Source organism: Kiritimatiellaceae bacterium, from assembly GCA_013141415.1.
GTDB lineage: Bacteria > Verrucomicrobiota > Kiritimatiellia > Kiritimatiellales > Tichowtungiaceae > Tichowtungia.
Map to the genome: position 1 here is coordinate 69,475 of JABFQY010000002.1, position 25,206 is coordinate 94,680.

Annotated in this window: 24 protein-coding genes, 2 tRNA genes and 1 pseudogene; 16 read left to right on the forward strand and 11 right to left on the reverse strand. The window is 56.6% G+C overall.

The genetic code is table 11. From position 1 onward, the window contains the following. The first annotated feature begins 111 nt into the window (after positions 1 to 111). Entirely contained in the window at positions 112 to 1,131 is a 1,020-nt protein-coding gene (locus HOO88_03140; GenBank protein ID NOU35754.1) for a LacI family DNA-binding transcriptional regulator, read from the forward strand. An 8-nt stretch (positions 1,132 to 1,139) separates the two neighbouring features. Here the strand turns inward: HOO88_03140 and HOO88_03145 are convergent, their stop codons facing one another. From HOO88_03145 to HOO88_03160, 4 genes are all read right to left on the reverse strand, one after another. Next, on the reverse strand, positions 1,140 to 1,892 hold the full coding sequence (locus tag HOO88_03145; GenBank protein NOU35755.1) for a CAAX prenyl protease-related protein: 753 nt from the start codon (positions 1,890 to 1,892) through the stop codon (positions 1,140 to 1,142). 86 nt (positions 1,893 to 1,978) lie between these two features. After that, the gene (locus tag HOO88_03150) at positions 1,979 to 4,354 is read right to left on the reverse strand and encodes an FAD-dependent oxidoreductase (protein NOU35756.1); all 2,376 of its coding nucleotides are present in this window, start codon (positions 4,352 to 4,354) and stop codon (positions 1,979 to 1,981) included. Between the two features lie 131 nt (positions 4,355 to 4,485). Then, positions 4,486 to 4,944, reverse strand: a complete 459-nt coding sequence (locus HOO88_03155) for a tryptophan-rich sensory protein (protein NOU35757.1) — start codon at positions 4,942 to 4,944, stop codon at positions 4,486 to 4,488. Between the two features lie 25 nt (positions 4,945 to 4,969). Beyond that, a complete protein-coding gene (locus HOO88_03160) occupies positions 4,970 to 6,202 on the reverse strand; it encodes an alpha,alpha-trehalase (protein NOU35758.1) in 1,233 nt (410 codons plus the stop codon). A 141-nt stretch (positions 6,203 to 6,343) separates the two neighbouring features. On the opposite strand from HOO88_03160, the gene HOO88_03165 reads away from it, so the two are divergent. Next, the gene (locus tag HOO88_03165; GenBank protein ID NOU35759.1) at positions 6,344 to 7,369 is read left to right on the forward strand and encodes a radical SAM protein; all 1,026 of its coding nucleotides are present in this window, start codon (positions 6,344 to 6,346) and stop codon (positions 7,367 to 7,369) included. A gap of 30 nt (positions 7,370 to 7,399) precedes the next feature. Here the strand turns inward: HOO88_03165 and HOO88_03170 are convergent, their stop codons facing one another. Beyond that, positions 7,400 to 8,431: a hypothetical protein gene (locus HOO88_03170; protein ID NOU35760.1), complete on the reverse strand. Its 1,032-nt coding sequence runs from the start codon at positions 8,429 to 8,431 to the stop codon at positions 7,400 to 7,402. A 131-nt stretch (positions 8,432 to 8,562) separates the two neighbouring features. Here HOO88_03170 and HOO88_03175 point away from each other — a divergent pair. Further along, positions 8,563 to 8,688: pseudogene (locus HOO88_03175) on the forward strand (rRNA methyltransferase). Here the strand turns inward: HOO88_03175 and HOO88_03180 are convergent. Both HOO88_03180 and HOO88_03185 read right to left on the reverse strand, forming a co-directional pair. After that, on the reverse strand, positions 8,631 to 9,221 hold the full coding sequence (locus HOO88_03180) for a DUF5329 family protein (protein ID NOU35761.1): 591 nt from the start codon (positions 9,219 to 9,221) through the stop codon (positions 8,631 to 8,633). The pseudogene HOO88_03175 and the gene HOO88_03180 sit on opposite strands and share 58 nt — an antisense overlap. A 30-nt stretch (positions 9,222 to 9,251) precedes the next feature. Next, positions 9,252 to 9,431 (reverse strand): hypothetical protein, encoded by a 180-nt coding sequence (locus tag HOO88_03185; GenBank protein NOU35762.1) that lies wholly within the window; start codon positions 9,429 to 9,431, stop codon positions 9,252 to 9,254. A 301-nt stretch (positions 9,432 to 9,732) separates the two neighbouring features. Here HOO88_03185 and HOO88_03190 point away from each other — a divergent pair, with 301 nt between their 5' ends. Beyond that, positions 9,733 to 11,001 carry a U32 family peptidase gene (locus HOO88_03190; GenBank protein ID NOU35763.1) on the forward strand — a complete coding sequence of 423 codons (1,269 nt, stop codon included), beginning with the start codon at positions 9,733 to 9,735 and terminating at the stop codon, positions 10,999 to 11,001. On the opposite strand, the gene HOO88_03195 is transcribed toward HOO88_03190, so the two are convergent. After that, entirely contained in the window at positions 10,998 to 13,496 is a 2,499-nt protein-coding gene (locus HOO88_03195) for a hypothetical protein (GenBank protein NOU35764.1), read from the reverse strand. The genes HOO88_03190 and HOO88_03195 overlap by 4 nt on opposite strands. Positions 13,497 to 13,662: 166 nt before the next feature. On the opposite strand from HOO88_03195, the gene HOO88_03200 reads away from it, so the two are divergent. Together HOO88_03200 and HOO88_03205 are read left to right on the forward strand one after the other, a co-directional pair. Next, complete coding sequence (locus HOO88_03200; protein ID NOU35765.1) at positions 13,663 to 14,250, forward strand: ankyrin repeat domain-containing protein; 588 nt, start codon at positions 13,663 to 13,665, stop codon at positions 14,248 to 14,250. An 11-nt stretch (positions 14,251 to 14,261) separates the two neighbouring features. Next, positions 14,262 to 15,080: a methyltransferase domain-containing protein gene (locus tag HOO88_03205; protein ID NOU35766.1), complete on the forward strand. Its 819-nt coding sequence runs from the start codon at positions 14,262 to 14,264 to the stop codon at positions 15,078 to 15,080. Here HOO88_03205 and hisD read toward each other — a convergent pair whose 3' ends face one another. After that, complete coding sequence (hisD, locus tag HOO88_03210; GenBank protein ID NOU35767.1) at positions 15,081 to 16,388, reverse strand: histidinol dehydrogenase; 1,308 nt, start codon at positions 16,386 to 16,388, stop codon at positions 15,081 to 15,083. It lies immediately after the preceding gene. A gap of 6 nt (positions 16,389 to 16,394) precedes the next feature. Beyond that, the gene (locus tag HOO88_03215) at positions 16,395 to 17,345 is read right to left on the reverse strand and encodes an SDR family oxidoreductase (protein ID NOU35768.1); all 951 of its coding nucleotides are present in this window, start codon (positions 17,343 to 17,345) and stop codon (positions 16,395 to 16,397) included. Between the two features lie 53 nt (positions 17,346 to 17,398). On the opposite strand from HOO88_03215, the gene maf reads away from it, so the two are divergent. The 9 genes from maf (at position 17,399) to HOO88_03260 (ending at position 24,264) form a co-directional block, all read left to right on the forward strand. After that, positions 17,399 to 17,959, forward strand: coding sequence for a septum formation inhibitor Maf (gene maf, locus HOO88_03220; protein ID NOU35769.1), 561 nt, complete (start codon positions 17,399 to 17,401; stop codon positions 17,957 to 17,959). Next, a complete protein-coding gene (gene rsmI, locus HOO88_03225; protein ID NOU35770.1) occupies positions 17,959 to 18,636 on the forward strand; it encodes a 16S rRNA (cytidine(1402)-2'-O)-methyltransferase in 678 nt (225 codons plus the stop codon). The genes maf and rsmI overlap by 1 nt, the downstream gene beginning before the upstream one ends. Before the next feature lie 80 nt (positions 18,637 to 18,716). Then, entirely contained in the window at positions 18,717 to 19,235 is a 519-nt protein-coding gene (locus HOO88_03230; protein NOU35771.1) for an STAS domain-containing protein, read from the forward strand. Positions 19,236 to 19,239: 4 nt separating this feature from the next. Further along, on the forward strand, positions 19,240 to 20,694 hold the full coding sequence (locus tag HOO88_03235; GenBank protein ID NOU35772.1) for a SpoIIE family protein phosphatase: 1,455 nt from the start codon (positions 19,240 to 19,242) through the stop codon (positions 20,692 to 20,694). An 88-nt stretch (positions 20,695 to 20,782) separates the two neighbouring features. Further along, positions 20,783 to 21,310, forward strand: a complete 528-nt coding sequence (locus tag HOO88_03240; protein NOU35773.1) for a nucleotide exchange factor GrpE — start codon at positions 20,783 to 20,785, stop codon at positions 21,308 to 21,310. Beyond that, entirely contained in the window at positions 21,310 to 22,503 is a 1,194-nt protein-coding gene (gene dnaJ / locus HOO88_03245; GenBank protein ID NOU35774.1) for a molecular chaperone DnaJ, read from the forward strand. Before HOO88_03240 ends, dnaJ begins: the two co-directional genes overlap by 1 nt. After that, a complete protein-coding gene (locus tag HOO88_03250) occupies positions 22,500 to 23,279 on the forward strand; it encodes a 16S rRNA (uracil(1498)-N(3))-methyltransferase (protein ID NOU35775.1) in 780 nt (259 codons plus the stop codon). The genes dnaJ and HOO88_03250 overlap by 4 nt, the downstream gene beginning before the upstream one ends. A gap of 7 nt (positions 23,280 to 23,286) precedes the next feature. Further along, a complete protein-coding gene (locus tag HOO88_03255; protein NOU35776.1) occupies positions 23,287 to 24,165 on the forward strand; it encodes a ParA family protein in 879 nt (292 codons plus the stop codon). An 11-nt stretch (positions 24,166 to 24,176) separates the two neighbouring features. Continuing rightward, positions 24,177 to 24,264: transfer RNA gene (locus HOO88_03260), tRNA-Ser, on the forward strand. Between the two features lie 309 nt (positions 24,265 to 24,573). On the opposite strand, the gene HOO88_03265 is transcribed toward HOO88_03260, so the two are convergent. Then, positions 24,574 to 24,649 (reverse strand) — tRNA-Gly (locus tag HOO88_03265). Between HOO88_03265 and HOO88_03270 the strand changes: the two genes are divergently transcribed. Beyond that, positions 24,623 to 25,156 carry a peptide chain release factor-like protein gene (locus HOO88_03270; GenBank protein NOU35777.1) on the forward strand — a complete coding sequence of 178 codons (534 nt, stop codon included), beginning with the start codon at positions 24,623 to 24,625 and terminating at the stop codon, positions 25,154 to 25,156. The genes HOO88_03265 and HOO88_03270 overlap by 27 nt on opposite strands. Positions 25,157 to 25,206: the final 50 nt, after the last annotated feature.

Consider the following 25,206-nt stretch of genomic DNA (forward strand, 5'->3'; position numbering starts at 1 on the left):
TGATGATCCCACTAAAAGCACCACATACTCCTGCCGTATTACGCCTCAACTTTATTTGCCTCAACCATAGTCCTGTCTTGAAAAATACAAGCTGATGCATAAAGTGGCCCTATGAGCAGATCCGTCACCCTGAGAGATATTGCTGAGGCTCTTGGCGTGGATATGTCAACGGTCTCACGGGCGTTAAACAACAGCCCCCGTATCCGGCAGTCCACCGCCGAAAAAGTCAGAGCTAAAGCCGCCGAAATGGGCTACCGCCCGGATCCCTCCTTGCGTCGGCTGACCCAACTCCGCTGGACAGGTGAAACATCGGCAAGACCGGTGTCGATTGCGCTTATCAAATGGCTGAAAGCCGATTGCCCCTTCCGAACGCAGGAACTCATCGCCCCCGTCCGGATTGCGGTTGAATCGCTGGGCTATGGATTCGAAACCTTTTGTGTCGAGGATTACAAAAGTCCGGCAGAGGCCGCACGGTTGATGGAAGCGCGCGGCGTGGCAGGACTGATTCTATTGCCGTCCAATTATCCATCGGCCTGGACCGGGTTTCCGTGGGCCCGGTTTACAGCGATTCACCTTCTTATGGGAAAAGAGCTTCCCACCGGGCTGTCTTATGTTGATCAAGGCGCCTTTCGCGTCATGCTGGATGCGGGGCGGCGCGTGGCGGAAGCCCGCCCGAAGTCGGCTGCCATTTGTTTTTTCAGCCCGCCGAGTGAAACACCGGAAGGCTTACAGAGCTATTCGGCGGCAGTAACGGTAATCGAATGGTGGAAGAAAGCGGGCATCGCCTGCCAGCCGCCGCGCCTGTTTGACGGGATCGAGATCATGCGGCAAATGGCGGAATGGCTCGCCAAAGAAAAGGTGGAGGCCGCGATTGTTCCCAACGCGGGAATCGACGCGTGGAAAAAGCCAAACGGCCAACCCATCCTGCCGGAAAAAACAAAATTGATTGCTCTGGATCGAAGAGGATGGTCGGACTTTGCCGGCTATGAGCGGCAAAGCGATCTTCTGGCGCGGCGAGCCGTGCAATACATTGACAGCTTAATCCGCCACGGCGAGCGCGGATGCCCCGCTCTGCCGGAAACGATTCTGGTTCCCCTGCTCTGGGTTCCCGGCCCCAGCTTTCCGGAATAAAATGGAAGTTACCAAAACCAATAGGCGCCGGTATAAACAGCGTACCAGCCGAGCAGTCCATTGGTAACAGCGTGCGCCAGGACGGCGGCCCAGATATCGCGGGTTTTCACCATCAACCAGGTGAAGATCAATCCGCAGAGGAATCCCATCAGCCATTCGTTGTGTTCAAGCGCGAACAGCACGGCGACCAGAATGCACATTCCGTTGTCAAGCTTGCCGATGTCCTTTTGGAAAAACGGACTGCCCTGCATCCAGCGGTAAACGAAGCCGCGGAAGAAAAACTCCTCAATCATGCCGATTACCAGCGTCGTGCCGAGCATGTGAACCCAGAACAGCGGCCAGCCGGTGGTGCGCGGGTCGTAGTGGTAAAGTCCGTTCGCGCCCATTTCGAGCGGCTCGCGCAATTTGCCGAATTTCGTCATCCCGACCAGATAGCGCTCATAGAATTCGCTGATCTTCGGAAAGACGCTTTTGAAAAATTCCGATTCGAGGCCGACCCAGAAAACAAACACCAGCAGGCCGACCGCCAGCGCGAGCGGAACGTTCTTGAGTTTCGGCGGCGTGTACCAGCGCCACGGTCGGCAGATCAGCAGGAGAATAATTCCGCCGAGAGTCTGAATGGCGTAACGGGGTCCGGACGGATCGCCCAGCAACGACATCATCAACAGCCACGCCAAATACGGAATGGAATGCACCCAGACCGCTTTGTCGTTTTCCTTATCCAGCTCCGGCGTCCAATCGTCTTTTAGTTTTGCAGACATGCGGCGGAAACTACCGGACGGATTCCCGGCAGAAAAGCAAAAACGCCGCCCTCAGATAAAAGGGCGGCGTCCGCGAAAACAGAAGATCAGTGCGTTGCGGCAGCAGCGTAACAGCGGATCTCTGCAATGGCCGCCGAAGGGTCACCGCCGGTTGCCTGAATCAGTACGCGGAGCCGTTTGACGGTTACCGGTTGCGGCAGATCGTGGTTGCGGCGGCGGTTCCAGTTGTCCCGCACCCGCACCACCTCATTCCACACGCCGTTGCCGGCATCCACTTCAATTGAATATTCGCGGGCATTTTGCGAAGCGCGGTAGAATGGCGGCTCGCTGTGAACCTCCAGCAACATCTGTCCCGGAAAAGTCAGCTCAACGCGTTTGATCGTTTGCGGAACATCCCAGGCCAGCTCCAGCCATTGCGGCAGAGAACGGTCTGGTGCGCTGCGCCAGCATTCCGGCCCCACCCCGGGCCGGGTGCGTCCACTGAGAACAGAGGCGGGTTCATACACCGCCTGCACCGGTTCAATCTGGAACGAAAGTGTATGGTGGTGGCTACGCTGCTTGGATGGCGATACTCTGCGGCGGGACGAATGCCCCGGCAGGCGGTACTGTGTGGAACGCCAGACGGCTCCGGCGCAAGGCCCCGCCTGCAGGCAGACATAGCCATCCGGAACATTCTCGAGCGAAACATCCCACCAGACCCAGCGGCTTTCGCCGGGCTGCGCTGTAATTACCCCTTCGGCCAATACACCTGCGCCATCGGTTCTGTAATCAAAGATGTCCGTCAACCGCACCAATCGAACCGGGATGTTCACTGCGCTGTCACCTTCAACATTAAGACACAGACCCAGCCGATCAATCCGCCCGCCGGAAACCGAGATCAACTGGCCAGGCAATACATCCAGAGACAGCGACCCTTCCAGCCAGCGAGTCAGACCCGCTTCGTTGGACTGATCGAGCGGGGAAACCCCCGAGACGGTCGCGCTGGAACTTGCTGTGACACGGGCCAGCCGCGCAATGTCGCTGGCATCGGTGTTGCGCAGATTCGGCAGGAAACAGCCGTCGCGCAACAGCTGCTGCTGAATCTCGCGGATGGCGCTGCCGCCAGCGGCGGCATCGGCGGCGAGATCTGGCAGGCTGAGGTTGCGGGCTCTGGCCAGCCCGGCGGCCGTGCCGATCGCCTGACCCATGAGAGCGGTTGTGGCCATAACGCGGACGGTTCCCAGCGCGGCGCGAGTGACGGAAATGCACCGGCCCGCAAGCATCAGGTTGTCCACATCCCGGGCGATCAGACTGCGAAGCGGTATTCCATACGGGCCGACATAACTCTTGGCCTGATATTCGCTGTCAGCGCTATACCCTTCCGCGCTGGAAGGTTCAGAGGTAGAAGCCAGAAGTCCTCCCGGTGTATGCAGATCAACAAACCAGCCGCCATACGCCACTTCATCCGGAAACTTATTTTTCGCCTGTATATCGTTTTCGGTCAGCCAATAGCGGCCGACGACACGGCGGCTTTCCCGCTTACCGGGAACCTGTCCGATAAAATCCAGTGCAAAATTTTTGCAGGCTTCTTTCATGCGGGGGTCACGGTTTTTCATCCAGTCCCACACACCGAGCGCATGGCGCGTCAATTCGCGGCGAATAGTTTCGTTTTCGTGGATCGTGTGCCACGGAATGCCGATTTCAATCCACCAGTATCCACCGGTCGGGTCGGACGGCGGACGCCCCTGTTTATAGAAAAAGTCGGCATCGTCGTAATATACCGCCCAGTCTGGCGCCTGAAAGGGACACGGGTGCCCCATATCGCGGCCGCGAAGAAGAATCGTACTTCCCATCGTGTCTGTGCTGGCGGTTTGAGGTGCATGAACCTCTCCGGTTTCAGCCTGAGATTCGCTTCCCATGCGCCACTCGCAACCGGCCTGGTCGGCAATAAAACCGTCCCCGGTGCAATCAGCGAACAGTGGCGCCCGAAGCTCCAGTTCCAGCTCGGCGGAAAGTGTGCGGGCGACTACTGCTGTAATCTGACGGCTGGTGGCGCACGCTTTACGCAGATAATACCCGGACTTTGTGTCCGGCAGATGACTCGCCGCCGCGCCGTGATCCATTAGAACATCCACGACGCAGGTGTTGAGATGCAACGTGAGATTGGGTGTGCGGGAAACCAAATCATAAATCGCCATATCAAATATGCTGTTGGTCCAGCCGGTTTCATTGATGGTTTCATGATTAGCCTGTCGTTCCGCCTCCAGAATTTCATGAATAATGCCGGTTTCTCTGGCATACGCATGGTGGCAGGCCGCGCCGTGTATGGTCACGCGGGTTTCAGAACTGGCAACCCCGCCCAGAACAGGCCGCTCATGAACCAGGCAGGTGCGCAATCCCTGCCGGGCCGCCGCAATCGCCGCACACACGCCGGCCATTCCGCCGCCGACTACAACAAAATCATACTCTTGAATCTGCTTCATCTTTTATCCTCATAACCGGCCTTGTCGAAATAACCGGCCTTGTCGAATTTCGTCGTCCAATCGGCTTTTAGTTTTGCAGACATGGTGCGCAAGGTATCGGAAGCGGTTCTTTTCTGAAAGAAAAAATCGGGTCAGTTCATCGCCGCGATGACTGTGTTGAGTGCGCCGGCAAATGAAACCCATAGAAAATACGGAATCATCAGCCACGCCGCCAGACGACTGCGCTGACTGAAGGCTCCGATACAAATGAGAATCGAAAACCAGAGCAGGGTCAGCACAATCAGCGCCGAGTCCGGACGATGCAGTCCGAAAAATACCGGACTCCAAAGTGCATTAAGAAGCAGCTGTGCGCCGTACGCGGTAAAAACTGCGCGCCGTTCCTCGCGGCATCCGCGCGTCCAAGCGAGGTAACCGGCCAGACCGATCATCAGGTAAAGCGTCGACCACACCGGGCCGAATATCCACGACGGAGGATTCCACGACGGTTTGTTCAACGCCTCATACCAGCCGCCGATGTTTACAAAAACCGCGCTGAGCGCCGGTAGAAATGCGATACCGATGAATAAAAGAACTAGCCCCGCTTTTTTCATATTTTAATTCCTATCAGGTTGTCGGTCAGTCACAGGTGCTTTGAACATATTCGTGCAACGTCAGAAATACTCCGGCGGACCAGCCCATCATCGGCGCGGCTTCGTATTCGCCGCCAGCCACCTCGCCGGTTTCGGCGTCGGTCTTTTCCCAGAGCTGGCCGGTCTTTTCAAACAGCAAGATCGCGGTCTGAATATATTTCCCGGCAATGCGCCGCGCTTCTTTTTCGTATCCGTAACGGCGAAGTCCTTCAACTGTGATGTAAACCAGCGGCGGCCAGACATTGGGATAATCCCACTGGAAGCCTCGCCGCTGTTCGGGTTCCGCCGCGCAAGAAATTCCATGCTCGCGCTCAAACAGCGGCAGGTTGGCGACCATTCGCGCGGCCTGCTCTTCGCTGGCCAGGCCCGCGGCCAGCGCGTTGAATCCGGCGAGCGACGGAGCCGGACTGGACTTCCCGTTTACAAAGTCGTAGTCGAGGAACAGGCCGGACTTTTCATTCCACAGATACCGGTTCATCCGCTCGTGTCTCTGCGCCGCGCGGTTTTTCCACAGCGCCGCATCGCCCCAGCCGAGCGACTCCGACACGTCCAGCAAATACACTTCATACTCGTAGAGAAGCGCGTTCAACTCCACCGGACAATAATCCAGACAGCGTCCTTCGAAGCGCGGAGTGAAGTCGCAACCGGACTCCGCCTCCGCCATATAGTGCCCACCGACGTGGACTTTTTCTTCTGAAGAGGCGGCGGGTGAAAATTTGAGCCGGTCGATCAGGTACTGGTTATAAAAACCTTCACAGCCTTCCGCCGTGTCATGATGTCCGTAGCGATTCAGTCCGACAGGTGTAAAGCGCGCCGTCGTCCAGAAGTGATATTCCTGCCGTAACCCGTCCGCGCACTCGGCAAGGAAATCGCAGTCGCCGGTCGCCGCGATATATTCTTTGACCATGCGGCAGAGATACGGCGCCTGCGAACGGTTATAGAGGCCGATATAATTCGGCATGTAACCCTGCCGCTTGATCAGCCAGAGCATGTTCTGAATGTTGGCCTTGGCAATTGCCGCGCGGCCGCTTCGAAGCAGTCCGGCATTGGTGAAATACGTGTCCCAGTAGAAAAAATAGTAAAACTTCCCTTTGCCCTTTATGCAGGGCGAGGTGTACGGGAACGGAAGATCCACGCCGCCAAAGCCAGCACCGGGCGCGTCTCGGTAAATCGAAGACTCCCAGTTTGCCTCAATGTAGGAAAGGATGTCCTGCCTCATATTTTTCTCCGTGCGGTTGCTGGACACGGAATCTATCCGAGCCTTGGTCAATGCAAAAGCTGAATTCATCGCCAACCGTAGCGTGCCACCAGAGCTGGTCGCAGTGGACGGCGGCGGAGTCTTGTGTTACACCCTCACGCCATGCCGATTCTCCTCAAAAACCAGACCGCCGAAGAACTGCACAGTCAGCTCGGCATTACGCTCCGTCAGGCGCGGATGATTCAAGCCGTCGTCATCCGGAAAGGCAAACTGCCGGAGGCGCAGGCCGAGATTTCAGAAAAGGCGCTGAAAGCTCTCCGCGCCGCGACAGAGATTCCTAACCTGACCGTTTCAGATAAACAAATTTCGCCGCAGGACGGCTTCGCCAAATATCTGTTTCACGGCGACGGCCCGGAACCGTTCGAAGCTGTCCGCATTCCGCTGATGCACCGCGCGGAAGATCAGAAATATATTGTCTGCGTCAGCTCGCAGGTCGGCTGCGCGATGGGCTGTTCGTTCTGCTACACCGGCAGAATGGGATTTATCCGCAACCTCTCCGCATGGGAAATGGTCGATCAGGTACTCAAAATCCGCGACGACTCCGAACATCCGGTGCGCGGCGTGGTCTTCATGGGCATGGGCGAACCGCTCCTTAACTACGACGAAGTCATCCGCGCCGCACGCATTCTCTCCGAACCGTGCGGCGGCGCCATTTCCGCCAAAGCCATCACCATTTCCACCTCCGGTATCACGCCCGCCATCCGGCGGTTCACGGCGGAGCAATATCCTTTCCGGCTGGTCGTCTCGCTCACTTCCGCCGATCCGCAAAAACGGCTTGAACTCATGCCGGTTGAAAAGTTGCACCCGACCGCCGAACTGATGGACGCGCTCCGTGAACGCCACCATGTCACCAGAAAGCGGATTCCCTTGGCGTGGATTATGATCTCTGGAGTTAACACCGCTGAAAAAGATGCCAAGCAACTGGCGGAACTGACGCGCGGAATTCCGGTCATGCTCGATCTGATCGACGTCAACGATCCGTCTGGAAAATTTGTTCCGCCCTCACCGGAAGAACTGTCTGCGTTCCGCGACGCCTTACGTCTTCATCTCGCCGCACCCGTCACCCGCCGTTACAGCGGCGGCAAAGATATCGGTGCAGCCTGTGGCATGTTAGCTGGCGCGGAATAATGAAATGGAATTAAAGGAAATTTTACGTGTTCACACGGCGCCTTTAGTACGGGCCGAGACGCAAGATTCTGGTGTGTTGTTGATCCGATCATCAATTGTCGCTTCATACTCAAACACATAATCTCCAACGGGAAGATTGACCCCAAAAGCCATTGACTTAAGCCCAATGTGAAAATCAAAGTTCGTCCCAGTGCCGGGGGCAAAACGAAAATCGCCAGCAATCAGATCCGGCGGATGCGAGACCAACTTTGTTGAGATACGCGGCACACTCCGCATTTGTGGAGCCAGACGGCCCGACCCTGTAGCTCGGTATACCGGCCTCAGAAGGCGCACCCTAAGGGTTCCTTTCTGTTTAGAATCTGTCCCACCGGCAATATTTTGTTCAACACTAACTGCCGGTGGTGGAGGGGCTAATCGAACAAAACTTTGCTGTATCGGTAATTGTTTTTTCGCATTTTCGATTCGTTCTTCAACAACTCGCAGTTGTTCGGTCACCTTGGGCTCATCGATCTCACTGACAGCGCCTGTACTTCTCTCGGCCTTAAGACGTTCATAGGTCTCATTATCTTGCAAATACTCGCGGAGTTTATCGTACTTCTTTTCAATGGTTTTCCGAGACGCCAGCGAAACGACGCCCAGCCAGTCATTGCGAAAGGCCTCATTTGATGAGGCTAGTGATGCAGTCATATCTGCTGCAGCCTCGACCCGATGGCGGTACGCGTTTATCGCGGCGGCAAGATGAATGGCGGACTCGTTGTCTGCTACATCAAGAGTCTCTTGAAGATAGCTTTTGAGGTGCTGGAGCTGTAGAGAGAGATGAACCATCTTCTCTGTTGACTGTTCCGCGATGGTATCGACTTTCTCCGACGTACTGCTTCTTGCAAAAAAATATCCAGTAATAACTGCAGATATACTGGAAAGCCCAAACAGAATGATGTTAAGAAGATTTGTAACCATTGATGATGGCGCGGGCGAAAGCCACGCGAGAGCAATCAGGGCGATCGCACCAATCAGACTGACTCCGAGGATAATCAATGCCGTTATGTCTTTGAATTTGTTCATAGTATCTCCTTTTTTATGCCGCCATTATATTATGTTTTTTGAACATAGCGGACGGCGCGTCAGACTGCAACAGAAGTTTCTTTTATAGAAACTCTTCAAGGTTGCGAAGCGAAGGAAAAACGTAGACGTTTTCGCCGGAAGAACTATCTGCATTCCGCGACACCCTACGGCTTCACCTCGCCGCGCCCGTCACCCGCCGTTACAGCGGTGGTAAGGATATCGGCGCCGCCTGCGGCCTGCTCGCCGGCGTGGAATGATGGGATCCAGAAAATCGAAGCTGATTCAAAACGGTCTTCATAAAATCCGCCGACAGCTCTTCATGGCCATCCGCGAAACGGATCGTGTAGGATGATCCGCTCATGATGGATTTCGTGGCGCAAAGCTCTATAAAATCTTCTGCCGTGCGGATTTTCTGACTTTGCTTGGTCCATTTGAGCTTCAGATGATCGGCGGCCTCTGCAGGAGTATGCTCACTGCCGTTCCTGATGAACACCGCGCCACCCAGACTTCGTACCGTCTCGATCAGCGCCTCAATCTCGGCCGCTGGTTCAGCATAAGAACATGCTGTAATGCCTAGAAAAGCCATGACGGTAATAAATCTTCGGAGCATAAATGATCCTGTAGTCTTTAACCCAGCTAAACAACCGAAGCCGCGAATGTAGCCGGACGGTTTGTGTGTGGCAAACTGGAAATGGTTGCGTCCGAGACAAGGCAGGCGGAACGCCTGCGGTACGTATCGTAACCGTCCCGGTTGCCTTGGAGGGACGGCGGCCTCGCCGTCCTTGGTCACCGAGGCCGGTGCCCCTCCAAATGAATCGCATCACCAAACGCGCCAGAGCTGCTTCCACTTTTTCAGTCCACGCTCCCAGAACAAGGCCAGGACCGCTCCGACCGGAATGGCGAGGAGGAGCCGCCTCTTTTGCGGCATGGACGCCAGGATCAGCGCAATGGGCGCGAGGATAACCAGCCAATAGGTCACCAGACAAAAAATCTTTTTCATCTTCTCGCGTCCAAACAGGGTTTCAGTTTCTTGCGGGTTAAACAACCGAAGCCGCGAATGTAGCCGGACGGGTTGTGCGTAGCAAACTGGAAATGGCTATGTCCGGGACAAGGCAGGCGGGACGCCTGCGGTACGTATCGTAACCGTCCGGTTCGACAGGCTCACCACAGGCCGGTTGCCTTGACTCGCCCGCTGAGGGCAGCGGGCCTACAAACCCAATGTAGGCCGGGTGCCCTCACCCGGCGAACGTTTCGGGATTGCGAAACCGCGCTGAACCATGGACACTCCCGACGCTTAAACCATGAATCCTCAATCGCAAATCATAAATCGAAAATCGGCAATCGAGCTAATGAGCCCTGCGGGCTCCGAGGCGGCACTGGCGGCGGCGATCCGCGCCGGCGCGGATTCCGTTTATTTCGGTGTCGGCAAACTCAATATGCGTGCCCGTTCCGCCGGTCTGGCGCCGGAAGACCTGCCGAAAATTGCACGTCTTTGCAGCACGGCGGGCGTGAAGAGTTACCTCGCGCTGAACACGATTGTTTACGACGGCGAGATGGAGGAGATGCATGCGCTGTGCGATGCCGCCAAAGCCGCCGGGGTTTCCGCCGTGATCGCCACCGACATCGCGACGATTGAATATGCCCGCGCCATCGGCCTGGAAGTTCATATTTCGGTGCAGGCGAACGTCACCAATTTTCAGGCGCTGGAATTTTATGCCCGCTACGCCGATACGGTGGTGCTGGCGCGCGAACTCTCACTCGAACAGATTTCCGCCATCGCGAAAAAGGTTCAGGATAAAAACCTGCGCGGCCCGTCCGGCGAGCTGATCCGCCTCGAACTGTTCGCCCACGGCGCGCTGTGCGTCGCCGTCAGCGGCAAATGCTACATGAGCCTCGCGCAGTATGACCACTCCGCCAACCGCGGTGCCTGCTTCCAGCCGTGCCGCCGAAGTTACCGCGTCACCGACGAGGAAACCGGCGCGGAACTGGTGATCGACAATAAATATGTCATGTCGCCGAAAGACATCTGCACGGTTCAATATCTGGACAAAATTACCGCCGCCGGAATTTCGGTGCTGAAAATTGAAGGACGCGGACGTTCCGCCGATTACGTCGCGACGGTGACAAAGGTTTACCGCGAGGCGCTCGACGCGCTGGCCGCCGGAACCTATACGCCGGAAAAATTTGATCCTTGGATTGCCGAGCTGAGCAAGGTGTTTAACCGCGGATTCTGGCACGGCGGCTATTATTGCGGTGAAAAGCTGGGCGAATGGGCGGGAGCCGCCGATTCGCAGGCGACCGAACAGCGCGACGAAGTCGGCGTGCTCAGTAATTTTTTTGCCAAGACCAATATCGCCGAATTCACCGTGCGGCGCCACGCGATTAAAAACGGCGACTCGCTTCTGCTTGAAGGGCCGACGACCGGCGCGCTGCGGTTTACCGTCGAGAATCTACGCGTCGGCGGCGAACCGGCGGACGAAGCGCAGCCGAACGATGTCGTTACGCTCGCCCTGCCCCGTAAAGCGCGGCGGCAGGATAAAGTTTTCCTACTGACGCCGCGCGGAAATTAACCAAGCGTGATGATGATTTCCTGCGCGCTGATTTCTTTTCCGAAATCAACGGTTAAGATTTTGCCTTCGATCCGGACATCGCCGGGAACAGACACTTTGGCCGAGGCGGCCGGAGCGGCCAGCTCAACCGTGAGCTTTTTAATTTTCAGTTCGCCGCCGGCGGTTTTAATTTTCACGCTACCGGATGTGCGAATGAAATGTCCGTAGGTGTCGGGAGCGGCAAAGAACAGTTTGACGTCGGCCCGGTTCAGCTTCGGAGCAAAGGTGTATTCTCCGTGTTTGATCCCCAGCCCGGCCATGGCGTTAATGATCGACCAAGCCGACATCGGACGGAAGTAGTGTCCACCGTATTCCTGATGGTCGAAGTACATTCCGTTTTTCCGGTAGCGGTCATCAACGTTTTTGATGAGCATCAGCCCTTCGTCGAGCATTCCTTCGTAAATCAGGAACGAAGCCATCTCCAGCTCCACGCCGGTCCAGCAGGTGTTGGCCTGATCGACCCAGATGTCTTTGTCGATCTGATGGAAAAATTTATCCTGCGGCCACTGACAGTTGCGCAGGCCCTGCCAGGAGCGATAGTTGTGCTTGAGTATATTTTTGAGCGCGGTTTTCACTTTGCACTCGTCGTACAGATGGCCGAAGCCAACCTGATGCGCCGCCCACTGACTGATGAGCTGGTCGCTCAGACAGCCTTCGTCGATCAGCGGCGGATTGCGGTTTTCGTCTTTGCATAGACGGAAATATTCGCCATTCCACAGCTGATCTTCAAACCGTTTCCGGCCCCGTTCATAGAGAGCGGAATATTTTGCGACATCCTCCTTTTCGTTCAGAAGTTCCGCGGCTTCCGCCAGCGCTTTGAGCGCCACAATAAACTGTCCGGCCACGAAGGAGGCGACACCGAACATGGGGAAGTTGTCGTAGCTGCACATGATGCCTTCCATATCCGGCAGTCCGTCTTTGTTCATGTCGCGATGTGTGAGCACATACTCCACAGCGGCTTTGGCCGACGGATACATTTCCTTGAGATAGTCGCGGTCATTACACCAGAACGCATCACGCAGCGTCATGAAGGCGTGCTGCGCCGGAAGATCGAGGCGGTTGGATGTGCCTTCGCTTTTATCCATCACCGCGAAATTTTTCCGGATGGAATGCGCGACGGAACCGTTTGCATTCTGGAATCCGGCGTAGTCCCGGTTGACTTGTCGGGAAAGACCGGGGAAAAGCGCGGCGTACATCACGCCGCCGTACATAGCCACGTCGGTGGTGGAAAGTCCGGCAAAGGACGCCGCCGGAGCCATTCCTTCGACAATGCCGAAGTGCCCTTCGCGGGTGAACCAGCTTGAGGTCACCATGGTGTTCAGGTTCGAGGCCACCTGATCCAGCACATAGTCCGGCGCGTCGGAGTCGTAATAGGCATCCACAAAAGCCTGCGAGCGCGATTTCAAATCCGCGTGATGAGCCGCGATGTATTCACCCGCTTCGGCGCTGCTGCTGAAGAAGTTGTTGTAGTAGTGGCCTTCGTTCCGCGACGGATCAAATGTTGCATTGTCTCTGCCGGTAAACTTCGTCGTATCTCTGGCGTAATTGTTCGGAAAATTCCAGGAGGCAATGAAGGTGTGCTCAAATCCGGCGCCGGAATTCAGTTCGCGCTGTACCGCGATGGTGCTCCAGCAGCGGTTGTTGTTGATGCGCATTTTGCCAGTTTCCTTATCAACCTTGTTGCGGCCATCGACGTCGCTGACTTCCGGAAAAAGGTCTTCGCCCAGAAAGCGTTCGTAGTACGGATGCGGATGCTCCCAGCCGAGATAGCACCTGGAGTCCGCCGACAGGCTGGTGATTCCCATGGTGCCGAAGGAAACGTGATTCGCTTCCACATGGCCGACGGAATGCATGAATGAACGGCAATTTTCCCCGTCAACGGCTTCGGCGGTGTAGTAGCGATCCGGACGATCATACGCCACCATGTTGCGCTGACAGGCCGCCAGTGTGATTTTCAGTTTTTTGTCGGCTTTCGAGGTGATCTTGAAATCAAACACCGCTCCCGGAAGCGCCGAATTTTTTTCGTCGAACGGAATGAACGGACTCCACGCGTTCAGCTCCGCTTCAAACGGCATATCGTCCGCGCTGAATTTAAGTGTGGCGAACGGAAAGGTGGCTTCAAACTCGATTGTGTCCACGCCGGTCAGCCAGGGGAAGATGTACTGGATTTCATGGCTGACCAGAGATGCCGCGCCGTGGCTTTCCTCGATTTGGAACAGCTTCATGCGCGGCTCTTCGCCTTCGTACTGCCACTTCGCCACGAAGAAAAGATAGGAGTGCGGCACGAACTCCAGAATCGGCAACAGCGGGCCGTGTCCCAGCGGAGCGTTGTTGAAAATATTCCAGTTGGCGGTGGTTCCGTCCTGACGGATTTCAAACCATCCGGCGCCGATGCCGCCCAAAGCCATCCCGCTGCGCGGCTTTTGTGTTCGTTCGGTTCTGATTTTGTAGGACATATGAATACTTCCGGGTTGTGGAAAAACAGGGGTTCATTTTGTAGTCCTTCGTCCGGCGGCCCGCAACACAAACTTAAATCAAAAACGGAATGCCGCGCTGTTTGATAAATTGCTGGCAATCGAATGAGGGTGACCTTATGGTTTGTCCCCTAACAAAAGGGTTTCTATGCGCATACGATCGGCTTCGGTTCTAACACTTCTCGCTCTTTCGGTTGCACTCTCCGGCTGCAAAAAAAAGCCGGAGCCTGTTTTGCCTCCGCCGACAGCTGAAGCTATCGCCGCGTTTGCGGAAGCCGCCTTCAACGGAAACACTGCGCAGGTCTCCGCCGCACTGAAAACCGGAATGCCGGTTGATCAGGTGGAAACCAACGGCAACAGCGCACTCATGCTGGCCTCCTTCAACGGACATGTCGAAACCATACAGGTTCTTCTCGATGCCGGCGCAAAGATCAACCTTCACGACGGCAACGGGCGTACGCCCCTGATGTTTGCCGCCTCCGGCCCTTTCCCGGCGGCGGTAAAACTGCTCCTCGAAAAAGGCGCCGATATTAACGCAACGGATAAGGTGGATCATTTCAGCGCGCTGATGTTCGCCGCCGCCGAAGGGCTTTCGCCGATTGTCGATATCCTCCTTGAAAAAGGCGCTGACCCGAAACTGAAAGACAAGGATAACGACACGGCTGCCAGTTTTGCCCGCAAACGCGGATTCACCGCACTGGCCGATAAACTTCAAGCCCTGATCGACGCGCCATAACGGAGAATTTCATGACCGACGATACATTGTCCGATGCCGGTTCCTATAAATTTGGCAAGTTCGAGAAGAACGCCGAGGAACTCGCGCGCCTTAAATTGCAGGCAACCATTGCGATTGAAGTGGAGCGCGACGTCTGGAAAAATGCCGGACTGAAACCCGGCATGAACGTACTCGACGTCGCCTGCGGCCCCGGCTTCACCGCTTGTGAATTGGCGAAAGCTGTAGGAAACGGCGCCGTGACCGGCGTGGATATTAATGAGGAGCTGATTTTTACCGCTCAGCAGGCCAAGGCTTCGGAAAAAGTCGCCAACGTCTCGTTCCGCACCGGTAATCTCTACGAACTCGATCTGCCGGAAAACGCCTTCGACTTCGTCTATGCCCGCTTCGTCTTTCAGCATTTGGAAAAACCGCAGCTCGCACTGAAAAATATTCTGCGCGTCCTCAAGCCCGGCGGCATTCTCTGCATTCTGGATATCGACGACAACTGGACCAGCTTCTCGCCGGAAAGCGCCGCGTTCGTCAAATTCATCCGCAAAGCGGGCGCCGGACAAAAACGTAAAGGCGGCAACCGGCTGATCGGCTCACAGCTTTTCGGCATACTAAGCGAAGCGGGATTTAAAAACGTCTCCACCAAAATCCGGCCAATCACCACCGAAGACCTTGGCGTGCGCTACTTCCTCGGCGTGGCGGTTCTCTTCCGCGTAGAAATGCTGAACAAATTCCAGAAGCTGCTGGCGCTTCCGCAACTCCGGAAAATCAAAAAAGCCGCACAGGCTCCAAATGCATGGGGATCAGTCGGCGTCTTCGTCTCCACCGGCACGAAAGCTTAATTATTTCTTAAGCCGAATCGTGGCGGAGCGGGCATGGGCGTCGAGGGTTTCGACACGGCCGAAGGCTTCGACGACAGAGACCGTTTCTTTCAGGTCTTCTTTGGTGAAGTGGATCAAACTGACGCGGCGACGGAAGTCTTCGACCGTCAGGCCGGAGAAAAAGGCCGCCGTGCCGCCGGTCGGCAGAACGTGACTGGGGCCAGCCGCAAAATCGCCAACCGCTTCCGGTGTCCACGGACCGATGAAAATAGCTCCGGCCCGGTAAATTTTTTCTGCAACCCGTTCAGCGTTTTTAACAATCACTTCCATGTGTTCCGGCGCAAAGCGGTTGCAAAGTTCGATCCCTTTTCCAATGTTTGGAACCACAACCAGAATACAGCCGTGAGCCAGTACTTCGGCCACCGGTTTCTGGCGAATCAACTGCGCGGACTGCGCTTCGAGTTCGGCGCGAACAGCTTTCGCCAGCTTTTCAGAAGTTGTGATCAGTAGAGCTTTTTCGGAGCCGGTGCCGTGTTCGGCCTGCGAAAGCAGGTCGGCGGCGACGTGCGCCGGATTGGCGGTTTCGTCGGCCAGTACGGCGATTTCGCTCGGACCGGCAACCATGTCGAGCGCGACTTCGCCGTACACCAGCCGCTTGGCGGCAGTAACGTACGGCCCGCCGGGGCCGACGATTTTCTGAACTTTCTTGATCGTCTTGGTACCGTAGGCCATCGCGCCGATGGCCTGAATGCCGCCGACTTTGTAAATTTCGGTCGCGCCGGCAAGGTCGAGCGCAAAAAGAATATACGGATTGACTGAGCCGTCCGCCGTGGCCGGTGTGCAGGCAACCCGCTCCGGAACACCGGCAACTTCGGCCAGCGTCAGCGTCATCAACGCGGTCGAGGCCAGCGGCGCGGCGCCGCCGGGAATATAAGCACCGACACGGTCGAGCGCGACAAATTTTTCGCCGAGCCAGCCGCCCTGCGGCGCAGGCATCCGCCAGTCCTCGCGCAGTCCGGCAATGGCAAATTCCGTGATCCGTTTATGCGCTTCTTTGGCCGCTTTCTTGAAATCGGCATCCACCGTTTTTTTGGCGGCGGTGATTTCGGCCTTTGTGACACGCATCGTGGCCAGCGTGACCGGCGACCGGTCAAACTGCTGAGCATATTTCACGACGGCGCTGTCGCCGTGCGCTTTGATATCGGCCAGCACACCGGCAGCGATTTTGTCCGCGCCTTTTTCGACCGGCGGGCGGAGCATAAAATCGTCAATTTTGGCCGAGCGCCCCTTGGCGCTGTATTTCAAAATGGGTGCGTCGGTCTTTTTCATGTGCGGTCAGGCGTACTGTTTGAAGTATTGGATCGTGTGCTTGAGCCCTTCCTGCAACGGCACTTTCGGCTCCCAGCCCAGCTTTTCTTTGGCGACGGTGATGTTCGGCTGGCGCTGTTTCGGGTCGTCGGACGGAAGCGGTTTGAAAATCAGTTCGGATTTGGAGTCGGTCAGCTTGATGACCGTTTCAGCCAGCTCCAGCATGGTGAACTCGCCGGGGTTTCCGAGATTGACCGGGCCGGTGACGTCGTCCGGCGAATCCATCAGTTTCAGAAAACCGGCAATCAGGTCGCTGACGTAGCAGAATGAGCGGGTCTGCTGTCCGCTGCCGTAAATGGTGATCGGCTCGCCGCGCAAAGCCTGCATGATGAAGTTACTGACGACGCGTCCGTCGTTGGGATGCATGTTCGGGCCGTAGGTGTTGAAAATTCGTGCGACTTTGATTTTGACGCGGTTCTGGCGGTGATAATCAAAGAAGAGGGTTTCCGCACAGCGCTTGCCTTCGTCGTAGCAGGAGCGCGTTCCGATCGGATTGACGCGGCCCCAATAGCTTTCCGGCTGCGGATGAATTTCCGGGTCGCCGTACACTTCGCTGGTCGAAGCCTGAAAAATCTTCGCGCCGACGCGTTTGGCGAGGCCGAGCATGTTGATGGCGCCGATCACGCTGGTCTTGGTGGTCTGTACCGGATCGTGCTGGTAGTGCGGCGGCGAGGCCGGACAGGCCAGATTGAAAATTTCATCCACTTCGACAAACAGCGGAAACGTTATGTCGTGCCGCAGGATTTCGAAGCGGGGATTGTCCAGCAGATGCGCCACGTTGCCGCGCCGTCCGGTGAAAAAGTTGTCCGCGCAAACGACATCGCAGTTGCGTTGGAGCAGTGCTTCGCACAGGTGGGAGCCGAGAAATCCCGCGCCGCCCGTGACTAGAACCCGTTTATTGGAGTGGTAATTCTTCATGCGTTGTTTATCCTCTGCTTTTCAAAAACAGGGCGATGCTATCTTTCCAACCTATGGAAACCAAACAAAAACTGATTCTGGCCAGCACATCGCCGCGGCGGATCGAACTGCTGCAAAGCGCGGGGATCGCTTTCACGGTCGTCCGCCCGGATGCCGACGAAAAACTGCACGCCGGAGAAACGCCGGTGGAGTACGCCGTCCGTACCGCACGGGAAAAAGCGGAAAGCATAAAGCCTCCGTTCGACTCAATTGTGCTCGGCGCGGACACCGTGGTGGCCGCCGAGGGTCGTATTCTCGGTAAACCGGCTGACTCCGCCGATGCCAAAGCGATGCTGCATCTGCTGTCAGGAAAAATGCATGAGGTGATCACCGGCGTCTGCCTGCGCTCAGCGGAAAAAACCGTCTGCTTTCATGTCGCTACGGCGGTTCTTTTCCGCGACCTTTCCGAAGAAGAAATTGTCGCCTACGTCGAAACCGGCGACCCGCTCGATAAGGCGGGCGCTTATGCGATTCAAAACGGCGCGGCAGGCATGGTGCGGCGCATCGACGGCTCCTACTCGAATGTGGTCGGTCTGCCGCTTTGCGAAGTCATTGAAGCGTTGGAGAAATTCTAATGGACGCAGGTCTTTATATTGTGGGAACCCCGATCGGCCATCTCGGCGACATGACCGCGCGCGGCATTGCCACGCTCAAAGAGGCGTCGCTGGTCATTGCCGAAGACACGCGGACAACGCGTAACCTGTTGAACCACTTTGAGATAAAAACCCACTGCATCAGCTGCCACAAATTCAACGAAGTGCAGCGGTGCGACGAAATTATCGAGCGCATCCGGCGCGGCGAAGCCGTGGCGATGGTAACCGACTCCGGCATGCCCTGCATTTCCGATCCCGGAGCCCGCGTCGTGGAAGCCTGCCGCGCGGCAGGCGTTCTAATTACGTCCGCGCCGGGCCCGACGGCCGTGACGACCGCGCTGGCCCTGAGCGGATTCGGCGGACACGGGTTTCTGTTTGCCGGGTTTCTGCCGCGCAAACCCGGAGCCCGCCGTAAAACTCTGGAACAGTGCGCCGCTCTACCGGTTCCAGCCATCTTTTATGAATCGCCCTATCGCCTGCTGAAACTGCTTGAAGAAATCGAAGCGGTCATGGGCGCAGAACGGCGGGTTTTTGTAGCGCGCGAACTGACCAAAAAGTTTGAGGAGCTGCTCAGCGGTACTCCGGCGGAAATCCGGCAGCGGTTCGGCGAGCGCACCGTCAAGGGCGAATGCGTGGTCATCATTGATTCGGCGGAATAAGGTTTTGCATCTTATCATTTGCACTGCCTTATGGTGCCGACTAGACTTTGGCCGTCCTGAAATTGAGGAATTTTTGACTTATGCCTGAACCAGAACAAAGCAACGACGATTTACAGGCCGCGATTGTCGGCGAGAAAGTGTTTATCCGGGTGACCGGACGCGGCTCTTTTAAGGTGAGCGCCACGTTGAAGCAGTTCATTGCCGAGGTCGCCGCAAAACAACCCGTCACTTTTGTGGTGCTTGACCTGGACGACTGCATCGGCATGGACAGTACCTTTATGGGCGTTCTCGCCGGACTTTCCGGACGGCTGAAACAGAGCGGACAGACATTGGAACTGATCAACCTTTCAGAAAAAAACGAAGCCCTGCTGGCCACGCTGGGCGTGGATCATGTCATCACTCATTACCGCCACAGCCACGGACACGAGCTGCCGAATCAGCCCGCAGAATCGCTGCCGACGGCATCGGCGACAAAAAAAGAGCTGGCCGAAACCGCGCTGCAGGCGCACGAAACTCTGGTTGAGCTCAGCGAAGAAAACCGGCCCCGCTTTAAACGCGTCATTGAATACCTGAAGGCTGACGTAGACCGGCTTAACTAAAGTTATGACTGAACACCCGTCATCATGGGCGACCCTGTTTCTGATTTTCATGCTCGGCGCAGTTCTGTCAGCCCTGCTCTGCCGGATATTCTGCCGGAGCCGCCAGCTTCGGCGCCAGAATCTGGCGCTGCGGCAGGAACGTGAGGTTATTTTCGATTTCATTCATAACATCGGCGAGGTATTTGCCGATGCGGAAGAAATCCACATCGAGTCGCTCCTGAAGCGCATTCTGTTTTTCGCCACCAAAACCGGAAAATCCGCGTCCGGCGTCGCCTATCTTTACAACGCCGACCGCACCCAACTGTTCGCCCGCGCCGTCTCCGGCATTTTCCCGCCGCTCTACGATGCCGATCAGGTGCATACCGAACAGCTCCTGGCCAAGTCGCAGCACCTCGAAACGCTGGTAAAAACCCGTCCGGTCGCCGACGGCGAAGGCCTCGTCGGTTCTGCCGCCGCAATCGGCAACGGCATCATCATCGAAGATGCGGAAATCGACGCGCGGGTTCCAAACTACACCGATGAATTTCTAAAAATCCGATCCCTGCTGATCGTGCCGATGCGCTTCGGTAACGAAGTGCTCGGCGTTATCGCGCTTGCCAACCGCACCGACGGACAGCCTTTCACCGCTGGCGACCTCAACCTGCTTCAGGCGATGGCCGATCAAGCCTCGGTGCCGGTTCACTATGCCGGACTCAAGGCCGATCTGGATCGTAAGCGGCAGCTCGACCGCGATATGCAGGCGGCCCAGCAGATTCAGGCTTCCCTGCTTCCGCAACAGCTCCCGCATATTGAAGGCGTAAAACTGGCCGCCTGCAACCTGCCCGCTTTCAACATCGGCGGCGACTATTACGACGTCATTCAAATCGACAGCGATCACCTCGGCATCGCGATTGCCGACGTTTCCGGCAAGGGCATTGGCGGGGCGATGATGATGGCGGTTTGTCAGGGCGTTCTGCGGGCCCGCGCACCGCAGGAAAAAAGTCCGGCGCGCATGCTTTCTGAGCTTAACCGCGTTCTAAGCGCCAACCTTGCCGAAGACATGTTCATCACGATGCTCTATATGGTGCTCAATACCCGCACCCGCGAACTCAAATTCGCCCGCGCCGGCCACGAACGCCCGCTGCTTAAACGGATCGGGCAGAACACGCCCGAAGCACTCGATTCCGCCGGCATTGCGATCGGTCTGGCCGATGCAGAAATTTTTGACGGAGCCATTAAAGACGCGTCCATTCAGCTCGCCACCGGCGATGTCGTGGTGGTTTATACCGACGGCATCACCGAAGCGCTCAACGAGAAAAATGAGGAGTGGGGAACCGTCAACCTCCTTCAAACCATCAATACCGAAACGTCCGGCGGAGTGGATGTGCTCATTCAGGCTGTCCGCTCACAACTGGCCCGGCACATCGGTGCGCAGCAGCAGTACGACGATATGACCCTGCTCGCTCTCGAAGTCCACTGATTCTGTCCGGCATTGACTAACCGTCATAAATGCGTATTTTTCCAACCCTTGGACAGCCTTTACAGCGTCCGATAGAGGAATCTGAATCATGAACAAAAAACACAGAAAAGAAGACGCGCCGGAACAGCCGGACATCGCCGCGGAACAGGTCGTTACGCCGGAGGTTGAAGCGGAAGAACCGCTGAAAAATCAGATGCTCCGCCTGCAGGCCGACTTCGACAACTTCCGTAAACGCACTCAGCGCGAACGCGGCGAGCTTTTCCTGTTCGCCAATGAAGCAATCTGCCTTGAAATGTTGCCGGTCATTGACCATTTCGAAATGGGATTCAAAAGCGCGGAAGCCCACCAGACCGACTGCTCCGTCACCGAAGGGTTTCGCATGGTTTATAACCAGCTACTGGATGTCCTGAAGAAATTCAACGTCACCGCGATCGACGCCGTCGGCGAACCGTTTAATCCGCACCGCCACGAAGCGATCCTGCACATGCCGTCGGACAAACCGGCGGAAACCGTTTTGGAACAGGTGCGCCGCGGCTACATGCTCGGCGACAAACTGCTGCGCGCCGCGCAGGTCATCATCTCCAGCGGCCCCGCCGAACAGAAGGAATCTGAATAATGCCCGGTCAAAAAAGAGATTATTACGAAGTGCTGGGAATCGCTAAAGGCGCGTCCGCCGAGGAGATCAAGAAGGCCTACCGCAAAATGGCCATTCAGTATCACCCAGACAAAAATCCCGGCGACAAAGCCTCCGAAGAAAAATTTAAGGAAGTTTCCGAAGCCTACGAAGTACTGAGCGACGAAACAAAACGCCAGCAGTACAACCAGTTCGGCCACGCCGCCTTCGGCGCGGGACGCGGCGGCGGTGGCGGCGGAAGTTATGGCGGATTCGGCGGCGGCGGAATCGACCTTGAAGAAGCGTTACGCACCTTCATGGGCGCATCCGGTGGCGGCGGCAGTATTTTTGAAAACTTTTTCGGCGGCGGCGGACGGTCACAAAACCCCAACGCTCCGCAGGAAGGCGCCGATCTGCGCTTCGATCTCGAAATCGATTTCGAGGAAGCCGTCCTTGGCTCCTCGCGCGAAATCCGCATCAACGTCAACGAAACCTGTGACCGTTGCAAAGGCAGCGGCGCGGAACCGGGCTCCGGACGGAAAACCTGCGCGACCTGTCGCGGCCAGGGCCAGGTCGTCAACGGCGGCGGCTTTATTCAGTTCCGCCAGACCTGCCCGACCTGCCGCGGCTCCGGCCAGGTCATTGAAAAACCCTGCACCACATGCCGCGGACAGGGCCTGGTTCGCAACAAACGCACCATCGACGTAAAAATTCCCGGCGGCGTTGAAACCGGCTCGCGTTTGCGTATCGCCGGTAAAGGCGAAGGCGGACTGCGCGGCGGCCCGGCGGGCGATCTCTACATTGTCCTGCACGTTCGTGAACATGAATTTTTCAAACGCAACGACCTCGATATCATTTGCGAAGTTCCGGTGCCGTTTTATATCGCCGCGCTCGGCGGCGAAGTGCACGTACCGACCATTCACGGCGGCGCGGAACTGAAAATTCCGGCTGGCACGGAAAACGGAAAAGTGTTCCGGATGAAAGGCAAAGGCATCACCAGTCCGCGCTACGGCACCGGCGACCAGCACGTCGTCGTGCAGATTGAAATTCCGCAGGGACTCGGCGGCAAGGAAAAGAAAAAGCTGGAAGAAGCCGTCGCGCTGTTCACCGAAAAGAATTTCCCGCTGACGCAGAAGATGCACAAGGCGGCCGAAAAATTCTACGAACACAAACGGGCTTTGGAAAAAGAGAAATGAGGATTAACAGCTTCGTGACACCTGAGGCGCTGAAAGCCGACATCGTCGTGCTTTCGCCCGAAGAGTCGCACCACCTCGCGCGGGTTCTCCGCGTCGAGGCCGGTCAGGAGCTGACACTTTTCGACGGACAAGGAATGCGCGCCGAAGGCGTCGTTGATTCCGTTACGAAAAAAGAAGTAACCGTCCGGATCACCGCGCGCGAAACGGTTCCGCCGCCCGCTGTCGAAATCACCCTGATCCAATCCGTCTGCAAACCCGACCGCTTTGAACTGATCCTGCAAAAAGCCACCGAACTGGGCATTCGCCGGATTCAGCCGGTCATTACAAAAAATGCCAGTTTGCCCGCCGGTAAAATTGAAAAGATGGCTGAACGCGGCGAAGCGATCATCCGTAACGCAGCCCAGCAGTGCGGCACCGCCTGGCTGCCGGACTTCCAACCCTTGGAAAAAATGGAACGGATCATTCCAACCATTGGAAACTTTGATGCTGTTTTCATCGGCTCGTTGCATCCGGAGGCCAAACCGTTTAAGGAAGCCTTCAGAAATTTATCCAAGGCCGCCGGGACGGCGGCGATACGTACCGCAAGCGTCTCGCTTGCCCTGCCAAATATCAAAACCGCCGCCCTGCTGATCGGGCCGGAAGGCGATTTCACGGAAGAAGAAGTAAACGCCGCCGTCGTAGCGGGCGCGATTCCCGTTACGTTCGGCAACCAAATCCTGCGAACCGAAACCGCCGCCATTTTCGGGTTGAGCGTGCTGGCTTATGAGCTATTCTAGCCCGCACATGAGCACTAAAGTTATTGCACTCGCGAATCAAAAGGGCGGCGTCGGTAAAACGACGACGGCCGTCAATCTGGCCGCCGCGCTGGCCGAACGCCGTAAGAATGTTCTGCTGATCGATCTCGATCCGCAGGCTAACGCGACGAGCGGCGTCGGCCTCGAAAAGGAAGACGGCGCGAGCATCTATTCCGCGCTGCTCGGCGAAGCCGACGCCCGTACGCTGATTAAGCCGACGGCGACCAAGCGGCTGCATGTGATTCCGTCGGAACTCGATCTGGCCGGTTGCGAAGTGGCGATCGCCCGTCAGGATAATTATCTGCACTGCCTCAAAAACGCTCTGCGCCCAATTGTTGAGCAGGATGAGTATGACGTGATCCTGCTCGACTGCCCGCCGTCGCTCGGCATCCTCTTCATGAACGCGCTCTACGCCGCCGACTCGATCGTCATTCCGATTCAAGCGGAATATCTGGCGCTCGAAGGGTTGAGCGTCATGCTGCGAATTATTGAACAGGTGCGCGCCGCCGGCAATCCGGGACTGCAAATCGAAGGGATTGTGCTGACGATGTACGATGCACGCACCAATCTGGCCCAGCAGGTGGCGGCGGAAGTTCATAAACATTTCGGCGACCGGCTGTATAAAACATATATTCCGCGCAATATCCGGCTGAGCGAAGCGCCCAGCCACGGCCAGCCGATCACCGAGTACGATACGGCGTCCAAGGGCGCCAACGCCTACCGTCTGCTGGCCAGAGAATTCCTCAACCGTCAGGATGCGGAGCGCATTCCGAAGCCGGACGCATCATCCATTTATTCCCTGCCGGATGAATCCGCTGAACCGTTCGAAAATGGCTTGGCAGACACTACCGAAGACACTACCTTGTAACACCTTTTCGCGGAGGGGTGGCTGAGTGGTTGAAGGCGCGCGACTCGAAATCGTGTGTACCGCAAGGTATCGGGGGTTCGAATCCCTCCCCCTCCGCCAGTTTTTGCGCCGCAAAAACTGATTCAAAGGGATGAGAACCCCACGGGGGTTCGAGCCGAGGCCGCCGGCCGAGACAGGCCCCGAAACTTCGGGGCAGTGAACAAAGTGAACGTCAATCCCTCCTCCTCCGCCAACTTTCGTAGAGCGAAAGTTGCCTCGCCGGAGCTTTACGCGAAGGCTGGCTATTATTTCTTTTTAAACACCGTCCACAGCCAAAAGCGAAATCGTTGCCAAGGCGTTGGTTTGGGATGGCGGGATCGCGCCGACGGCGCTTTCATGTAATCTCTGTCGTAAATGCCCATAATGAAATGGAGCGGGTGAACGGATTCGAACCGTCGACAATCACGTTGGCAACGTGATGCTCTACCAACTGAGCTACACCCGCGTTAGAAAGGTTGGCGATTATGCGAATATAGAACCCCTTTGCAAGCCGGAATTTGAAAATTTGCCGCTGTTCTCCGTCCGCCGTTCATGGTTTGCTTCTGTCCGCATGATTACGCAGGAAAAATGGGAAAAATTGTACGAACGGATGGCCGCGCTGGGCATCCGCGAAGAGGAGCTGACAGAAAATTTTATCCGCGGGTCAGGCTCCGGCGGACAGAAAGTTAACAAAACCTCTTCCTGCGTCCAGTTGCGCCATGCGCCGTCCGGCATGGAAGTCAAATGCCAGTCTTCCCGCCTGCAGGGATCAAACCGCTTTTTCGCCCGCCGCGACCTGTGCGATAAGCTGGAAGAGCAAAAACTTGGCGCACAAAGCAAACGGCAGCAGGAGCAGGAAAAGATCCGCCGCCAGAAACGCCGACGTTCCCGCCGCGCCAAAAACAAAATGCTCGATGGAAAACATAAGCACGGCGAAAAAAAGGCGCTGCGTCGTCCGATGAAAGAAGAATGAAAGTAGGACAGGCTTCCAGCCTGTCTACCCATGCACCGCAGACAGGCTGG

Excerpts from the sequence above, each read along its gene's own strand:
- HOO88_03235 (NOU35772.1), top strand. The coding sequence starts at position 19,240 with ATGACTGAACACCCGTCATCATGGGCGACCCTGTTTCTGATTTTCATG.
- HOO88_03270 (NOU35777.1), top strand. The coding sequence starts at position 24,623 with ATGCTCTACCAACTGAGCTACACCCGCGTTAGAAAGGTTGGCGATTAT.
- HOO88_03140 (NOU35754.1), top strand. The coding sequence starts at position 112 with ATGAGCAGATCCGTCACCCTGAGAGATATTGCTGAGGCTCTTGGCGTG.
- HOO88_03230 (NOU35771.1), top strand. The coding sequence starts at position 18,717 with ATGCCTGAACCAGAACAAAGCAACGACGATTTACAGGCCGCGATTGTC.
- HOO88_03205 (NOU35766.1), top strand. The coding sequence starts at position 14,262 with ATGACCGACGATACATTGTCCGATGCCGGTTCCTATAAATTTGGCAAG.
- HOO88_03165 (NOU35759.1), top strand. The coding sequence starts at position 6,344 with ATGCCGATTCTCCTCAAAAACCAGACCGCCGAAGAACTGCACAGTCAG.
- HOO88_03160 (NOU35758.1), bottom strand. The coding sequence starts at position 6,202 with ATGAGGCAGGACATCCTTTCCTACATTGAGGCAAACTGGGAGTCTTCG.
- HOO88_03170 (NOU35760.1), bottom strand. The coding sequence starts at position 8,431 with ATGAACAAATTCAAAGACATAACGGCATTGATTATCCTCGGAGTCAGT.
- HOO88_03250 (NOU35775.1), top strand. The coding sequence starts at position 22,500 with ATGAGGATTAACAGCTTCGTGACACCTGAGGCGCTGAAAGCCGACATC.
- HOO88_03145 (NOU35755.1), bottom strand. The coding sequence starts at position 1,892 with ATGTCTGCAAAACTAAAAGACGATTGGACGCCGGAGCTGGATAAGGAA.
- HOO88_03190 (NOU35763.1), top strand. The coding sequence starts at position 9,733 with ATGAATCCTCAATCGCAAATCATAAATCGAAAATCGGCAATCGAGCTA.
- HOO88_03195 (NOU35764.1), bottom strand. The coding sequence starts at position 13,496 with ATGTCCTACAAAATCAGAACCGAACGAACACAAAAGCCGCGCAGCGGG.
- HOO88_03215 (NOU35768.1), bottom strand. The coding sequence starts at position 17,345 with ATGAAGAATTACCACTCCAATAAACGGGTTCTAGTCACGGGCGGCGCG.
- HOO88_03200 (NOU35765.1), top strand. The coding sequence starts at position 13,663 with ATGCGCATACGATCGGCTTCGGTTCTAACACTTCTCGCTCTTTCGGTT.
- HOO88_03255 (NOU35776.1), top strand. The coding sequence starts at position 23,287 with ATGAGCACTAAAGTTATTGCACTCGCGAATCAAAAGGGCGGCGTCGGT.
- dnaJ (NOU35774.1), top strand. The coding sequence starts at position 21,310 with ATGCCCGGTCAAAAAAGAGATTATTACGAAGTGCTGGGAATCGCTAAA.
- HOO88_03155 (NOU35757.1), bottom strand. The coding sequence starts at position 4,944 with ATGAAAAAAGCGGGGCTAGTTCTTTTATTCATCGGTATCGCATTTCTA.
- HOO88_03240 (NOU35773.1), top strand. The coding sequence starts at position 20,783 with ATGAACAAAAAACACAGAAAAGAAGACGCGCCGGAACAGCCGGACATC.
- HOO88_03185 (NOU35762.1), bottom strand. The coding sequence starts at position 9,431 with ATGAAAAAGATTTTTTGTCTGGTGACCTATTGGCTGGTTATCCTCGCG.
- HOO88_03150 (NOU35756.1), bottom strand. The coding sequence starts at position 4,354 with ATGAAGCAGATTCAAGAGTATGATTTTGTTGTAGTCGGCGGCGGAATG.
- rsmI (NOU35770.1), top strand. The coding sequence starts at position 17,959 with ATGGACGCAGGTCTTTATATTGTGGGAACCCCGATCGGCCATCTCGGC.
- maf (NOU35769.1), top strand. The coding sequence starts at position 17,399 with ATGGAAACCAAACAAAAACTGATTCTGGCCAGCACATCGCCGCGGCGG.
- hisD (NOU35767.1), bottom strand. The coding sequence starts at position 16,388 with ATGAAAAAGACCGACGCACCCATTTTGAAATACAGCGCCAAGGGGCGC.